12 protein-coding genes are annotated in these 14337 nt (G+C 62.7%); 8 read left to right on the forward strand and 4 right to left on the reverse strand.

Annotated elements, in window-relative coordinates; all coding sequences use genetic code 11:
• Positions 1-191: 191 nt before the first annotated feature.
• The 3 genes from RIN13_RS18650 to RIN13_RS18660 all read left to right on the forward strand — a co-directional run bounded on the left by RIN13_RS18650 (position 192) and on the right by RIN13_RS18660 (position 1985).
• The gene (locus tag RIN13_RS18650; protein WP_309108810.1) at positions 192-647 is read left to right on the forward strand and encodes a GNAT family N-acetyltransferase; all 456 of its coding nucleotides are present in this window, start codon (positions 192-194) and stop codon (positions 645-647) included.
• Positions 648-859: 212 nt separating this feature from the next.
• Positions 860-1120 carry a hypothetical protein gene (locus RIN13_RS18655; RefSeq protein ID WP_309108811.1) on the forward strand — a complete coding sequence of 87 codons (261 nt, stop codon included), beginning with the start codon at positions 860-862 and terminating at the stop codon, positions 1118-1120.
• Between the two features lie 31 nt (positions 1121-1151).
• Positions 1152-1985: a BCCT family transporter gene (locus RIN13_RS18660; protein WP_309108812.1), complete on the forward strand. Its 834-nt coding sequence runs from the start codon at positions 1152-1154 to the stop codon at positions 1983-1985.
• 157 nt (positions 1986-2142) lie between these two features.
• Here the strand turns inward: RIN13_RS18660 and RIN13_RS18665 are convergent, their stop codons facing one another.
• The 3 genes from RIN13_RS18665 to RIN13_RS18675 all read right to left on the reverse strand — a co-directional run bounded on the left by RIN13_RS18665 (position 2143) and on the right by RIN13_RS18675 (position 5437).
• Positions 2143-2469, reverse strand: coding sequence for an alpha-L-fucosidase (locus RIN13_RS18665; protein WP_309108813.1), 327 nt, complete (start codon positions 2467-2469; stop codon positions 2143-2145).
• Positions 2470-2532: 63 nt separating this feature from the next.
• Positions 2533-2628: an alpha-L-fucosidase gene (locus tag RIN13_RS18670; RefSeq protein ID WP_309108814.1), complete on the reverse strand. Its 96-nt coding sequence runs from the start codon at positions 2626-2628 to the stop codon at positions 2533-2535.
• 4 nt (positions 2629-2632) lie between these two features.
• The gene (locus tag RIN13_RS18675; RefSeq protein WP_309108815.1) at positions 2633-5437 is read right to left on the reverse strand and encodes a glycoside hydrolase family 3 C-terminal domain-containing protein; all 2805 of its coding nucleotides are present in this window, start codon (positions 5435-5437) and stop codon (positions 2633-2635) included.
• A gap of 281 nt (positions 5438-5718) precedes the next feature.
• On the opposite strand from RIN13_RS18675, the gene RIN13_RS18680 reads away from it, so the two are divergent.
• From RIN13_RS18680 to RIN13_RS18690, 3 genes are read left to right on the forward strand one after another with little or no spacing between them, the layout of a single operon-like run.
• Entirely contained in the window at positions 5719-7398 is a 1680-nt protein-coding gene (locus RIN13_RS18680) for an extracellular solute-binding protein (protein WP_309108816.1), read from the forward strand.
• 10 nt (positions 7399-7408) lie between these two features.
• Positions 7409-8428 carry an ABC transporter permease subunit gene (locus tag RIN13_RS18685; RefSeq protein ID WP_309108817.1) on the forward strand — a complete coding sequence of 340 codons (1020 nt, stop codon included), beginning with the start codon at positions 7409-7411 and terminating at the stop codon, positions 8426-8428.
• Positions 8425-9363 (forward strand): carbohydrate ABC transporter permease, encoded by a 939-nt coding sequence (locus RIN13_RS18690; RefSeq protein WP_309108818.1) that lies wholly within the window; start codon positions 8425-8427, stop codon positions 9361-9363. The genes RIN13_RS18685 and RIN13_RS18690 overlap by 4 nt, the downstream gene beginning before the upstream one ends.
• A gap of 26 nt (positions 9364-9389) precedes the next feature.
• On the opposite strand, the gene RIN13_RS18695 is transcribed toward RIN13_RS18690, so the two are convergent.
• Positions 9390-10391, reverse strand: coding sequence for a LacI family DNA-binding transcriptional regulator (locus tag RIN13_RS18695; protein ID WP_309108819.1), 1002 nt, complete (start codon positions 10389-10391; stop codon positions 9390-9392).
• Positions 10392-10546: 155 nt separating this feature from the next.
• Between RIN13_RS18695 and RIN13_RS18700 the strand changes: the two genes are divergently transcribed.
• Positions 10547-12607, forward strand: a complete 2061-nt coding sequence (locus tag RIN13_RS18700; RefSeq protein ID WP_309108820.1) for a beta-galactosidase — start codon at positions 10547-10549, stop codon at positions 12605-12607.
• A gap of 9 nt (positions 12608-12616) precedes the next feature.
• The coding region (gene yicI / locus RIN13_RS18705; RefSeq protein WP_309108821.1) for an alpha-xylosidase at positions 12617-14337 on the forward strand (1721 nt) is incomplete at its 3' end.

Genomic DNA, 14337 nt, shown 5'->3' on the forward strand with positions numbered 1-14337 from the left:
GACTAGAGTTCAAAAAACCGATCGAACTGATCGAAGAACTCCTGTTGCAATGACCGCCTGAATCCGCCGAACCCTGACCGGGCAATCCGACTGCCCGAGAGGATCCCTTACGGGGTGATGAAGCGTCGTCTGATCTACGGCTGGCGGGGAACTTTAATGGCCCCGCTCAGCCCCCTCAGTAAGCTCTATGGATGCAGATACGCGAGGCGACCCTGGACGACCTGGAACAGGTGGTCGCGATCTGCGATGTCAGCGACCGCGCACGCTGGACTCCAGAAATGGTTGCCCCGATAAGCGAGCGGATCGTGTTGGTAGCGTCCATACAAGATGAGATCGTCGGCGTAGCCAAAACGCACTTCCATGGCGAACCCGATGGCAAAGCCCCTGCGGGCCACTATTTAGGGGGTGTCGTCGTCCCTCCGAATTCCCGCCGGCGGGGAATCGGTTCTGCTCTCACCAGCGCGCGGGTGGAGTGGATCTGGTCTCAGTCTTCGACCGTTTATTACTTCGCGAACGAACACAACACGGCTTCCATCAGAATGCACGAGGCTCTAGGTTTCCAGTCCGTCGGTCGGTTCGCGAAGATTCGCGGGGTGACAGCCGACGACGGGCGATCGGAATTGGTGCTCTTTCAAGCGTGCCGGTAGACGATCGGCTTACGGACAGCGCTTCGATGTCATTGAGTTTTGAGTGCATCTGGTTGCGGACCGCCCCCCCTTCAAACGCAGGGATAAGGTTACGAACATCAGTAGACAGCTCATGCGGGGAAAAGGTTAGGGGAACACAAGTGATACCGACGCTCAGGGCATCGAATGAGTCAGGTGAAACCTGGGATGATCCCTCGGAGGATCTACTGTTCATGCTCTTGGAAGACATTGAGAACAGCGATGAAACCTTCGCAATCGTCGAACGCTTGGTCGACGTCACGGGACAGACCTATATTCAGTCTTCCCGCAACGCTAACGGCACCTACCTCGTCGAATACCGGGACGGGACTCCTGACCAGCACTTCAGCACAAGTGCTCCTGACATGCGGGCGGCACAAGCTCTGATCACTTCATGGGCGTTCGAGGAACCCCGCTGGAGAGACTCCTACATTTGGACCCAGCTTCGTTTCTAGAGTCAGTGGCACTGAACACAGCAACACCAACATGGTCCTGGCCGGAGTCCTGCTGCTGTTCGTCTTTGTGGCCGGCCCCACGCTCTTCATCCTGGATCTGCTGCCCTCTGCCATCGGTGCCTACCTGACCGAATTGGTCCCGATGAGTTTCCATTCGGCTGTGTTCGGAGGCAGTGACTGGCTGGCCAGTTGGACCATCTTCTACTGGGCCTGGTGGATCTCCTGGACCCCGTTTGTCGGCACTTTCATCGCCAGGATTTCCCGCGGGCGCACTATCCGGGAATTCGTCCTGGGCGTGTTGCTGGTGCCCACCGCCGTCAGCATTGTGTGGTTTGTCATCTTCGGCGGAGCCGGCATGAACCAGCAGCTGAACGGCGTGGACATCGCCGGAACCGGCAGCGAGGCGGCAGGGTTCTTCGCAGCCCTGCAGAACTACCCTTTCTTCATCGGGGCGGCGCTGGTGGTTATGGTTCTGACCGCCGTTTTCTTCATCAGCGGTGCCGACGCCGGCGCCCTGGTTCTGGGGACGTTATCCACACGCGGCAGCAAGCATCCGTGGAAGCCGCTGGTGATCTTCTGGGCCCTCCTCACCGGCGCGGTGGCCGCGGTCCTGCTGGCCGTCGGCGGGCTCGCCGCCCTGCAGACTTTCACCATCCTGGCCGCCAGCCCGTTTGTGCTGATTATCATCGGGCTCTGTGTCGCACTGTACGCTGACCTGCGCCGCGACCCGCTGCGCCAGCGCCGGCTCGGCCCGGTTCGGGGAACGACGGGGCTGCAGGCAGCCGTCCCCTTCAGCGAGGCGGCCATGGTCGAAGCGGAAGAAGGTGCCGAAGCGGCCGACGACGACGGAAGCGGGACAAAATAGACACCTTCGCCGCCCGCTGGTGGGAGCGGATCTCGGCCGGATTTGCCCAGGGCGCCCCTCTTGTTGGGCGTCAGCCGAGCTGGGCGCGCCGAGAACCAGGGGCAGCGGATCTATGGAGCTGCCTGAGTGGGCCACTTCCGCCCACTATGCGCCGACGTCATCCCGCGCAGGGACTCCATGGCCTGGGGTCAAAGTTGCCGCGGGCAGTCGGGCCCACGTTCAGGAGGATGTTTCCGTCCTTGGAGACACCATCGACGAGCATTCTCACCAGAAGGTTTACGGGCTTGTAGTCCAAATTGTCGCTGTCGTAGCCCCAGCTGCCGTTGAGAGTCTGGCACGCCTCCCACGGCGTCGGGACACCGTCTGCGGCCAGGGACTCGGAAAGCTGGTACTGTTCCGGCGTAGCGACGTCGCCCGGTATGGCCAGTCGACCACGTACTTCATGCCGGCGTCCTTGGCCGCACGGGCCCATTCCCGGGGTCATAGAGATCCGGTTCGAAATGCTGGAAGAACTTCCCGTACTCGGCAGCCGGGATCCGTTCGCGGTTCATGACCCATTCATGCCGCGCGGCAGAGCGTAGAGGCCCCAATGGATGAACATGCCGAGCCTGGCCTCGGTAAACCAGGGTGCGTGGGGGATCATGGTTCTACTCGTCCAGGTGCAGTGCGCTCACCGTAACCGGCCCCTTCAGAACAATCCGAACCGCCTCGAATTCAGCGCTGTGGCCTGCCATCTCCAGACGAAGTTCACCGTTGAACCCGGGCCGTATTGCTGCGTCGGCACAGTCCCGCCAGGTCCCGCCCAGGCCAGGAAGCTGGACCGCAATCCTGCAGTAACCCGTGGTTGAGAGCCGGAACGACGCCCCCTTAGGAGCGAGGCCCTGCCAACCGCGGTAGACCGCCGTCGCACTCTGCGCCGGGGACGCCGGTGCGACGGCGGTGCCTGCCAACGGACTCTCCGGCACCAGCGCAAGGTTGGAGTAGTCATCAAACAGTTCTGCCCGAATCCAGGTGCCCCGGGCGCGCGGCCCGCTGCCTTCGCCGGTGACCGTCAACTCAACGCCCACGGGAAGATCGTTTGCCGAGGGACCCACCATCAGCTGGTACGTGCCGGGTTCAACCAGCATCCGGCCAGCGGTGACGCTGTAAGTGGCCAGCCGGTCCACGGGTACGGTTATCCGTACCGTGATTCGCTCGCCTGGTTCGAGCTGAACCCGCCGGTGCGCCACGAGCAGCCGCCTCGGGAAGTCGAAGCGGTGGCCGGGGGAGGCCGCGTACACCTGCACCAGTTCGTGTGCCGTGCGGCTTCCCGTATTGCGCAGGACCACATCCAGGCTATCGTCGGCCCGTACAGCAGATTCGTAGCTGACGGTGCTGTAGTCCAGGCCGTGCCCCAGCGGGAACAGCGGCTCAGCGTCGCTGTACAGGTACGTGCCGCGGGACGCGATGAGGTCGTAGTCCAGGATGTCCGGAAGATCCGAGTCGCGCGCCCACCAGGTCTGGGGCAGGCGTCCGCTCGGCTCAGCGTCTCCGCTGAGGACATCAGCCAGCCCGTTGCCCAGCTCCTGGCCGGCATGCGACGTCCACACAATCGCGCGCGTGTCTGTCAGGGCGCCCAGAGAGTACGGGTACGAGGAAACGATCACCAGGATGGTCCGGGGATTGGCCTCACGCACCAGCCGGATGAGTTCCTGCTCCTCCTGCGGAAGTGCCAGCGTGGTCCGGTCGATCGTCTCCCTGCCGCCCAGATGGGGATCGTTTCCCACAACCACGACGGCGACATCCGCTGCGGAGGCTGCCTCGCGGGCGGCCTGCTGGCCGGAGGAGACGGTCCGCAGCGTAAAGCGGTCCGCCGTTTCTTCGGTTCCGGCGGACAGGGCGGCGCTTCCGGTGTGCGCCTCAATCCGCACCCACTTCCCCGTGCCGATGTGCTGGATGGACACGGATCCGTCCGAATTGGGATGGAGACGGAAGGTCTCCTGCACCACCCAGCCACCCACCCGGTCAGCCGACGCGGTCAGGTAGTAGCCGGTGGCCGCCACGAACTTGTCAGTAGCGGGGAACTGCAGGGTGCATTCACCGCCGCCCCAGTCCTTGAGCAGGAACGTTTCCGCCGGCCCGGGGGCTGTGGCACCGGCAGAGAGCGCGGTTTCGGGGCCACCGGCGCCAAGGTACGTGCCGGTCCGGACACATCGGAGCGACACCGTATCCACGCCTGGCTCCGCCACCACGTTGCCGTAGCGCTTGGACAGGCCTTCGACAATGCTGACCTCATCCTGCAGGGTGCCGCTGTACCAGTCGCTCAGGACGGTGGAGCCGAGGGCACCTATCACCGCGATCTTCCCTGGCTCTGCCCCCAACGGAAGGAGAGGACCGGCTGCTTCCTCCGCGCCTGGACCCGCTTCGTTCCGTAGCAGCACCACAGACTTCTGCGCTGCTTCCCGGGCCAGTTCCACGTGCGCTGGATCGCCCACCTTGTCGGAGCCGACAAAGCCATACGGGCCGCCGTCTGGCTCGAATTCGCCGGTCCGTTCCCGCAAGGTAAGCAACCGGATGACTGCGCGGTCGATGTCCGCCTCCGTGACCAGCCGGCGGTCCAGTGCCTCGCGGAGGTGCTGCAGCGATGGAGCAGGGTTGTCGCCGTCCTCGGTGAAGTTATCCACGCCAGCGCGGAGGGCGGCCGCGTAGGCGGACGGGCCGTCGTCGAAATACTTCTCGGCGGTGTACAGCGCGGACGGGGCGCCGGCATCGGTGACGACGGTGATGTCCTCGCCGTTCCGCCACTGCCGCAGCTCGCCGGCCACGAGGTCCGAAACGTGGGCCGGGCGTCCGTTAATCAGGTTGTAGGAAAGCATCGCCGCGCCCGCCACACCATCCTCGATAGGACCGCGAAAAGCGGGCAGTTCGTACTCATGAAGCACGCGCTGCCGCAGCTGGCTGCTTGTGACGTTGCGGTCAGTCTCGTTGTTGTACGCCAGGAAGTGTTTCAGCGTGGGGACGGTCAGCCAGTAACGCTCATGTTCGCCCTTCAACCCCGCGCAGTACGCGGAGGCAAGGAAGGCCGTCAGATGCGGGTCCTCGGAGAACCCTTCCTCGTTGCGCCCCCAGAGCGGGTGGCGAAGAGGGTTCACCACCGGTGCCCAAACGTTGACGCTCACGCTCGGATCCTCCGCTTTCTTGCCCCTGACTTCCATGCCGACGGCGGTGCCTACGCGGCGGATCAGATCAGCGTCCCAGCTGGCAGCCAGGCCCACGGGCTGCGGGAAAACGGTGGCCGGCCCGAGCCAGGCCACGCCGTGGGCAGCCTCAGCGCCGGTATGGAACCGAGCAAGGCCGAGGGCTTCGACGGCGGGGGCATGCTGATGGAGCAATGCGATCTTCTGCTCCAGTGTGAGGCGGGCCAGCATGGCCTCAGGAGTGGCAGCGGTTGTGGCGTCAATTGTGATTGGCATCGTAGGCCATCCTTGGGGCGAATTGTTTAAGCGCTTGCGTATCGAGTGACTGGCAAACATTGTGGCATTTCGGCCTGTGAGCTGCAACACAAAAAAGCCTTGCGGTCTGATTTGTCATGATCTAGGCTGTTGGCAATCGAAACGCTTCGATAGTTTCTCTGATCCAAGTTCGACAAATCCCAGGCGAAGTTACCCTCTCGCAAAGCTGCGCAGGGCAACTGCCGGCCCGGCAATCAGGCTTGGGTCAGGCCACCAGAAGTCCACACAAAGGAGTGCAAGAAATGCTTGGAAACAATGCCTCACCTGAACGCAGTGCGTCCCTGAAGGAGCTCGGCCGGACGGGAGTAGGGCGCCGGTCCTTCCTTAGCCTCATGGGTGGAGCGGTGGCCTTTGCTGCCATCCCTGCGCTTACCTCATGCAGCAGCGGGGGCGGGGCCCCGCAGGCCACAACCTCCGCGGGGATGGCTGACGCCATGTCCAAGCTTGTGCCCAGCTACATACCGCTGGACATCGTCAAGCCGGACATCGCCAGTGTGAACGGTTCCGCAGCGGGCTTCACCACCATGCCCTCATCCTTGGTCAAGTCCGTGCAGGGTGTTCCGGGCAAGGGCGGCAGCTACACAGTCATGAGCCCCGCCTGGTGGGCAATCCCTCAGGCCGACAACGGCTATTACAAGGCCGTCAATGAACGGTTGGGCGCGAAGCTGAATTTCCAGGTTAACGACGGAAACACTTACGCGGACAAGATCCAGACAGTCCTGGCTTCACCCAAGGATGTACCGGACTGGGTGGTCATACCAGGGTGGAACCTCCCCCCGCGGTTCGGGCAGGCAGCCAAGAGCCTCTTCACGGACCTTTCCGAGTACCTTGCCGGTGACAAGGTCAAGAAATACCCCAACCTCGCAAATCTCCCAACCGCTGCCTGGAAGTACAGCTGCTTTGAGGGTGGCCTCTACGGGTTGCCATATCCGGCCGAGCAGATTACGGACGCCATCTTCTACCGTAAGGATCTGTTCGACGAGCTGGGCCTGGAACAGCCAAATTCCGCCGATGAATATATCTCAGTGGCCAAGGAACTCACGGACCCGGCCAAGAACCGTTGGGGCTCAGATGACATCTGGAACGGCGCGCAGATCATGCATGGAGTGGTGTCCAAGTGGAAACTGGTGGACGGCAAGCTCCAGAACAAGTTTGAGACAGATGAATACCGGGCCGCCCTGGAATGGGGCGCAAAACTCTTCGCTTCAGGCGCGGTCCACCCGGACGCTGTGGCAGGCAACTCGCAACAGGCAAAACAGCGCTTCGAGTCCGGTGCGGTCTTGATGACCAACGACGGCGTGGGTGGCTGGCATGAGGCCCTGGCCAGGGTCCTGCCCAGCAACCCGAAGTTTCAGCAGCAGCCCATGGACTTTTTTGCTGCCGACGGCGGCAAGCCCACACTTTTCCGTGGCGCACCGGCAGGCATCTTCAGCTTTATCAAGAAAACGGACGATCCAGCCAAGGTGGAGGAAATGCTCGCACTGGCGAACTTCGCTGCCGCCCCCTTCGGCACAGAGGAGAACATGCTGATCAACAACGGGGTTGAAGGCATCCATTACACCCTCGACGCGCAGAACGTTCCCCACGCCACGGCCAAGGGCAAGGAGGAGGTCACCAGCACGTATGCGTTCCTGGTGAACTCCACGGTAGTGAACAACTTCGTCCAGTACCCCGGCTATGTGAAGGCAAAGACGGACTGGGAAGTCCGCCAGGCCCCGAACGTGGTTGACGGCCTTTTCTACGGCCTGCAGATCCAGGAGCCCAACAAGTTCGGCTCCCTGGGGAAGCCGTTCGAGGACCTCGCCAAGGACATTCTCCGCGGGCGCAAGAGTATCTCTGATCTTGACGGCGCCATTGCCACTTGGAAGAAGAACGGCGGAGATGAACTGCGTGAGTTCTACGCAGGATTCCTGAACGCCTAGGACGCCCGTTATGACTACCACCGAATCCACCTTGACCGCTTCAGCGGTTCCAGCACAGGGCAGTTATCGCGCAGACGCCGGCGGCACCCGCCAAGGTGGCCAATCCACGCCACGCAAGAAAGCGGGCGTGCGGACCAGGCTGAGGCGGGACAAGTCCCTGGTGCTGATGACACTGCCGGCCATAGCGCTGCTCATGGTCTTCGCTTATGTTCCGATGCTCGGCAACATCGTGGCGTTCCAGGACTACTCACCGTTCGTGGGCATCCCGGACAGCCCCTTTGTCGGGCTTGACAACTTTACCCGCGTCCTGGGGGATCCAGGCTTCTGGCTCGCAGTAAAGAACACGCTGGTGATCACGGCCTTCCAGCTGGTCTTCTTCTTCCCCATCCCCATTGTTCTGGCCCTGCTGTTCAACTCCATCCTGTCCCCGGCACTGCGTTCCACCATCCAGGCAATCGTCTACCTGCCGCACTTCTTTTCCTGGGTGCTGGTGGTATCCGTCTTCCAGCAGGTGTTCGGAGGTGCGGGCCTCGTAAGCCAGGGCCTGCGGGCACAGGGCTGGCAGGCCATGGACGTGATGACCAACCCGGACACATTCCTGTTCCTGATTACCTCACAGGCAATCTGGAAGGACGCCGGCTGGGGAATCATCGTGTTCCTGGCCGCCCTCAGCGCCATCGATCAGGAGCAGTACGAGGCGGCGGCTGTGGACGGAGCGAACCGCTGGCGCCGGATGTGGCACGTAACGCTGCCAGGGCTCCGGGGAGTCGTCATCCTGCTGCTCATTCTCCGCCTCGGCGATTCCTTGTCCGTTGGATTCGAACAGCTGATCCTGCAACGCGACGCCGTGGGCGCAGAAGCGTCCGAAGTTCTGGACACTTTTGTGTACTACTCGGGCATCCAAAACGGTGACTGGAGCTACGCAGCCGCGGCCGGCCTGATCAAGGGCGTCGTGTCCCTGGCGCTGATTCTGGGAGCCAACAAACTTGCCCATCTATTCGGAGAGAGCGGGGTGTACTCAAAGTCATGAGCACCATAACCAAACCGGCAGGGACTGGTTCAAAGGCCCTACGCACCAAAAAGTCATCCCGGCCGGCCTGGGAGGAGGAACCGCACGCGGCGGCGAAGGTCGGGAAGGCGGCCGTGCTCACCATGGTGGTGATCGCCGTGCTGGGCCCGTTGTACTCAATCGTCCTGACCAGCCTTTCTTCCCAGGCCACCATTACATCGGCTGGCGGAATGGTGATTGTGCCGGGGGAGATCACCCTGGATGCCTACCGCCAGATCATCAGCGGGGGCGTGGTTACCCGGGCGGTGCTGGTCAGCGTGGGCGTCACCGCGGTGGGGACGCTGCTCAGCATGGTGGTGTCGGTGCTCTGCGCGTACGGCCTGTCACGCCCGGGCTCCTTTGCCCACACGCCGATCCTGTTCACGCTGCTGCTGACCATGTTCTTCAGCGCCGGGATGATTCCGGCCTTCCTCCTGGTATCCGGCCTGGGCCTGATCAACACGTACTGGGCGTTGATTCTGCCCGGTGCAATATCGGTGTTCAACATCATCATTCTGCGCGGCTTTTTTATGGGGATAGACCGCGGGATCCTGGACAGCGCACGGATCGATGGAGCCAGCGAATGGCGGATCCTGTTCCAGATCGTGCTCCCGATGTCCAAAGCAGTGACAGCTGTTATTTCCCTCTTCTACGGAGTGGGCTACTGGAACGCGTTCTTCAACGCGGTGCTCTATATCAACGACAGCGCCATGAATCCGCTCCAGGTGGTGTTGCGCTCCTATGTCCTGCAGGGCGTCATGGTCCCGGGCCAGATTGCCGTGGGGCAGGGGGCAGCACCGTCCCTGGCCCTGCAGATGGCAGTAATCGTGGTGGCCGTGGTGCCCATCCTTATGGTCTACCCCCTGGTGCAAAAGCACTTCACCAAGGGAGTCATGATCGGTGCGGTGAAGGGGTGACCTTGAACAGCGCCGGCCAGGCCCTCCTAGCCGCGGACTGCGGAAGTTTCGCGCTGCACCAGGGCGGGCACAATGAGCCGGATCTCCACGGGCTTGTCCGAGTTGAGCCGGTCCATGACCATTTCGACGGCGGCACGTCCAATGTCATGGGCAGGTATGGACACCGCAGTCCACGGGTGGGCGGCGGCCATGGCCGCATCTTCGGGAGCAATGGCAACAACCGAGATGTCCTTCGGGATCTGCAGCCCGCGCAAGGCGAGGGCTTCCCGCAGCAGGGGGAGCAGTCCTTCATTGTGGACCACCAGGGATGTGGCGGGCTCCGGAGCCGCGAGGATGGCGTCCAGGGCGGCGGCCAGGGCAACGGACGTGGGTTCGCAGGCCTTCAGGGCGGCGCTGATGCCCGCAGCCTGGCAAGCATCCTCAAAGCCTTTGCGGGCGCGGTCGGCATAAGTGGCGTGACGCTCCAGGGAGGCCTGCGGGGAGCCGATGAAGCCAATGCTCCTGTGGCCGAGTTCCGCCAGGTGCCGCACGGCAGTGCGGGAGGCAGCTGCAAAATCGAAATCCACGCAGCTCAGGCCCTGCGGATCGTCCGGGAAGCCGATCAGGACAGCGGGCTTCCGGAGCTTCGCAAGCTGGGGGATACGGGTATCACGCGCTTCGATATCCATCATGAGCAGCCCGTCCACGATGGACTGGGAAGTCACACGGTGGATGCCATCGGCGTCGTCCTGGGTCAGGAGCAGAACGTCCTGGTTGTAATCCCGGGCAGTAGTCACAACGCCCGCCACGAATTGCATGATCACGCTGACGTTTACGTCCGCCCGCAGGGGGACCATCAGGCCAAGCACGTTGGATCTGCTGGAGGCAAGGGCCCTGGCGCCGGAGTGGGGGCTGTAGTCAAGCTTCCTGATGGCTGCGAGGACCTGCTCCCGCGTTTCTTCGGAGATGGTCCGTTTGCCGCTCAGCACGTAGGACACGGTGCTGGTCGATACCCCGGCGGCCCTGGCGACGTCATTCATGGTGGCCATGGACCACTTCCTTCCTCTGTGCGTGGAACACCATCATAGCCACAAAGACAGTTCGGAACGGCCAACTGTTTCGATTGAATTCGACTGGTTCCTCTAGGCAAGCCCGCTCCAAAGCACCCACAGATCTCCAACCTCGATTGAAGCGATTCGATACCATGAACAACTTTGGCCTTTCTCCCACTTTCATCCCTAAGCGCGGCCTGGACTCCCTGACGGAGACGCTGGGACTCATCCACGGCGCTGACTACAACCCCGAGCAGTGGCCCGTGGAAAGTTGGCCGGAGGATATCCGGCTGATGCAGCAGGCCGGCATCAACCTTGCCACGGTAGGGGTGTTCAGCTGGGCCATGCTTGAACCCACCGAAGGTGCCCGTAACTTCGGCTGGCTGGACAACGTTCTGGACCTGTTGCACGACGGCGGCATCCGGGTGTGCCTTGCCACCCCCACAGCATCACCGCCGCCCTGGTTGGGTCACGATTACCCCACAACGCTTCCGGTGGACGCGGACGGGCACACCCTCTGGTACGGCTCGCGCAACCAGTTCAGCCCGTCATCCGCCAGATACCGCCGGGCTGCGGCTGCCATCACGGAGTCGCTGGCCGAAAGGTATGCGAACCATCCCGCAGTTGCCATGTGGCACGTGGGCAACGAGTTGGGGCAGATCAGCTACGACGACGAAAGTGCGCTTGCATTCCGCGCCTGGCTGGTGCGGCGTTACGGATCGATGGAGGAGCTGAACCGCGCCTGGGGCACCAGCTTCTGGAGCCAGCGGTATGGCAGCTGGGACGAGATCATGCCGCCGCGGCGCGCGCCTTACCTGGTCAATCCCAGCCAAACCCTGGACTTCCAGCGATTCACGTCCGACCAACTGCTGTCCCTCTACCGCGGGGAACGCGACATAATCCGCCGCTACGATCCCAACAGCCCAATCACTACAAACCTGATGGGATTCTTCCGTGGCGCCGACTACTTCTCTTTCGCCAAGGAAACGGATGTAGTGGCCAACGACTGGTACACCGACCCGGCCGATCCAAACTCCCACAGGCTGGGCTCTCTGACCCACGACCTGTGCCGGGGGCTCTCCAGCGGCGAACCGTGGCTGCTCATCGAATCCGCAACGTCGGCGGTGAACTGGCGTGAACACAACGTGGCCAAGGAACCGGGGGAACTGCGGGTGGATGCGTTGTCGGCCATAGCGCGCGGTGCCGACGGCGTCTGCTACTTCCAGTTCCGCCAGTCCAGTTTCGGCGCTGAACGCTTCCACTCCGGCGTAGTGCCCCTGGCCGGTGAACACACGCGGGGGTTCCGTGAAGTGGCTGAACTCGGTCATGACCTGCAATCCTTGCGGCAGCTGGCCGGCACAGCGTGCAAGGCGAAGATCGCAGTCCTCTTTGATTGGGACAGTTGGTGGGCCGCGGAATCACCGGACACCCCCACCAGCCGGCTGGAAGTACTGCAGCAGATCCAGGCCTACTACGCGCCGCTTCTCCGCAGGGGGCTCGCCGTTGAAGTGGTCCATCCTTCCGCGGACCTGGGCAGGTTCGAGCTGGTCCTGGCGCCGAGCCTGTTCTTACTAGAGCAGCAGAACGCCGAAGCACTTGGCACGTTTGTGCAGACTGGCGGGCATCTGGTGGTGGGCCCGTTCAGTGCTGTGGCGGACAAAAACGGCCATCTCGTTCCCGGACGCTTCCCAGGAGTGCTGGCGGAACTTCTTGGTGTGGACGGTGAAGAGTGGTTGCCGCTCGCGTCCCCCTTGGGCATTGAGTTTGGCAGCGAGGTATCCGGAAAACAGGCTGAAGCATCCTGGCACGCCAGTATCTGGGCGGAGGACCTGGCGCTCAGGGAGGAAACCGCGGAAGCCCTGGCGCGCTTTGGCGAGGGACGTCTGAAAGGCAAGCCCGCCGTCGTACGTAACGGCAAAGGCGAGGGGAGTGCCTGGTACGTCGGCGCCGACCTTCCCGCGGAGGCGCTGGACCTGGTTCTGGCTGCAGCCCTGGACTCAGCCGGCATCGCCTCCCCGCTGGCCGCACCGCTTCCGGAACCGGTGGAAGCGGCCAGCCGCGGCGGCCACCTGTTCCTGCTTAATCATTCGAACCTGCCGCAGGCGGTCCGGCTCGGCTGGGCGTCCGTGGACCTGCTCACCGGGGCTGAGCACGGCCAGCACCTGACCTTGCCGCCTTTCGGGGCGCTTGTACTCAAAGAACTAGGGAAATAGAGGAACAGCATGAAATTCACGGACGGCTACTGGCTCTACCGTAAGGGCCTGTCCGCGCTACATCCGCGGGATGTGTCGGATGTGGAAGCTTCGCAGGACAAGCTGACGGTCTATGCGCCCACCAAGAGGATCGCGGACCGCGGCGATGCCTTGAACTGCCCCCAGCTGACCATCACGTTCGAGTCGCCCCTCCCGGATGTCATTGGCGTGACCATTGAACACTTCCAGGGCGGCGTGGACAATGGGCCGCACTTCGAGCTCAAGGAAGGAGCAGCGGATATCAGCATCGGGAACGACGGCGGCACGTCCACCTTCAGCTCCGGTGGCCTCACCGCGCGAATCAACACAGCGGGCGACTGGAACGTTGACTTCCTGGGTGACGGCCGGCTGCTGACCAGCTCGGTGCCCCGCAGCATCGGCGTGATCACAGACCAGGACGGGAAGCATTTTGTCCACGAACAGCTGACGCTCGGCGTTGGCACCAATGTCTACGGCCTGGGCGAGCGGTTCGGGCCGCTGGTCAAGAACGGACAGTCGATCGACATCTGGAATGAGGACGGCGGCACGTCCAGTGAACTCGCCTACAAAAACGTGCCGTTCTTCATCACCAATGCGGGCTATGGCGTTTTCGTGAACCACCCTGAGCGCGTGTCCTTCGAAATCGGTTCCGAAGTGGTGTCCCGGACGCAGTTCAGCATTGAGGGGCAGAAACTCCAGTATTTTGTGATCCACGGACCGTCCCCCAAGGAGATTCTGCGCCGTTACACCGAGCTGACAGGCAGGCCCGCCAAGGTGCCTGCCTGGTCCTACGGGCTGTGGCTCTCCACGTCCTTCACCACCGACTATGACGAGAAAACCGTAATGTCCTTCATTGACGGGATGGCCGAGCGCAAGCTTCCGCTGTCCGTATTCCACTTCGACTGCCACTGGATGCGTGCCTTCCACTGGAGCGACTTCGTCTGGGACCCTGCCACCTTTCCTGACCCCGAAGGCATGCTCGGGCGGCTCCACGAGCGGGGGCTCAAGGTGTGCGTGTGGATCAACCCCTATATAGCGCAGCGCTCGCACCTGTTCCGTGAAGGAGCGGAGCTGGGCTATCTCGTGAAGAGGGCGGACGGCTCGGTCTGGCAATGGGACATGTGGCAGGCAGGCATGGGCCTGGTGGATTTCACCAATCCGGATGCCGTCACCTGGTACCAGGACAAGCTGCGCGCGCTGCTGAACCAAGGCGTGGATTCCTTCAAAACGGACTTCGGCGAGCGCATTCCCACCGACGTGGCCTGGCACGACGGTTCCGATCCCCAACGGATGCACAACTACTATGCGCAGCTCTACAACCGGGCGGTTTTTGACCTGCTCACCAAGGAGCTGGGCGAAGGCGAGGCAGTGTTGTTCGCCCGCTCAGCAACGGCGGGCGGACAGCAGTTCCCCGTGCACTGGGGCGGGGACTGCGAGTCCACCTTCTCCGCGATGTCCGAATCCCTCCGCGGCGGCCTGTCCCTCGCGTCCTCGGGATTCGCCTTCTGGAGCCATGACATCGGCGGATTCGAAGGAACTCCTGACCCGGAGCTCTTCAAGCGCTGGATCGCGTTTGGTTTGTTGTCGTCCCATTCACGGCTGCATGGTTCAGCCTCGTACCGGGTGCCATGGCTGGTGGACGACGAATCTAGTGATGTGCTGCGCCACTTCACTGAGCTCAAGATGCGGCTCATGCCGTACCTGCTTTCGGC

It is taken from the genome of Arthrobacter sp., from assembly GCF_031179985.1.
Taxonomy (GTDB): Bacteria; Actinomycetota; Actinomycetes; order Actinomycetales; family Micrococcaceae; genus Arthrobacter.

What these genes read in the sequence shown, in the direction of transcription:
- RIN13_RS18650 (WP_309108810.1), top strand. Translation starts at nt 192, where the DNA reads ATGCAGATACGCGAGGCGACCCTGGACGACCTGGAACAGGTGGTCGCG.
- RIN13_RS18655 (WP_309108811.1), top strand. Translation starts at nt 860, where the DNA reads ATGCTCTTGGAAGACATTGAGAACAGCGATGAAACCTTCGCAATCGTC.
- RIN13_RS18660 (WP_309108812.1), top strand. Translation starts at nt 1,152, where the DNA reads ATGGTCCTGGCCGGAGTCCTGCTGCTGTTCGTCTTTGTGGCCGGCCCC.
- RIN13_RS18665 (WP_309108813.1), bottom strand. Translation starts at nt 2,469, where the DNA reads ATGACCCCGGGAATGGGCCCGTGCGGCCAAGGACGCCGGCATGAAGTA.
- RIN13_RS18670 (WP_309108814.1), bottom strand. Translation starts at nt 2,628, where the DNA reads ATGATCCCCCACGCACCCTGGTTTACCGAGGCCAGGCTCGGCATGTTC.
- RIN13_RS18675 (WP_309108815.1), bottom strand. Translation starts at nt 5,437, where the DNA reads ATGCCAATCACAATTGACGCCACAACCGCTGCCACTCCTGAGGCCATG.
- RIN13_RS18680 (WP_309108816.1), top strand. Translation starts at nt 5,719, where the DNA reads ATGCTTGGAAACAATGCCTCACCTGAACGCAGTGCGTCCCTGAAGGAG.
- RIN13_RS18685 (WP_309108817.1), top strand. Translation starts at nt 7,409, where the DNA reads ATGACTACCACCGAATCCACCTTGACCGCTTCAGCGGTTCCAGCACAG.
- RIN13_RS18690 (WP_309108818.1), top strand. Translation starts at nt 8,425, where the DNA reads ATGAGCACCATAACCAAACCGGCAGGGACTGGTTCAAAGGCCCTACGC.
- RIN13_RS18695 (WP_309108819.1), bottom strand. Translation starts at nt 10,391, where the DNA reads ATGGCCACCATGAATGACGTCGCCAGGGCCGCCGGGGTATCGACCAGC.
- RIN13_RS18700 (WP_309108820.1), top strand. Translation starts at nt 10,547, where the DNA reads ATGAACAACTTTGGCCTTTCTCCCACTTTCATCCCTAAGCGCGGCCTG.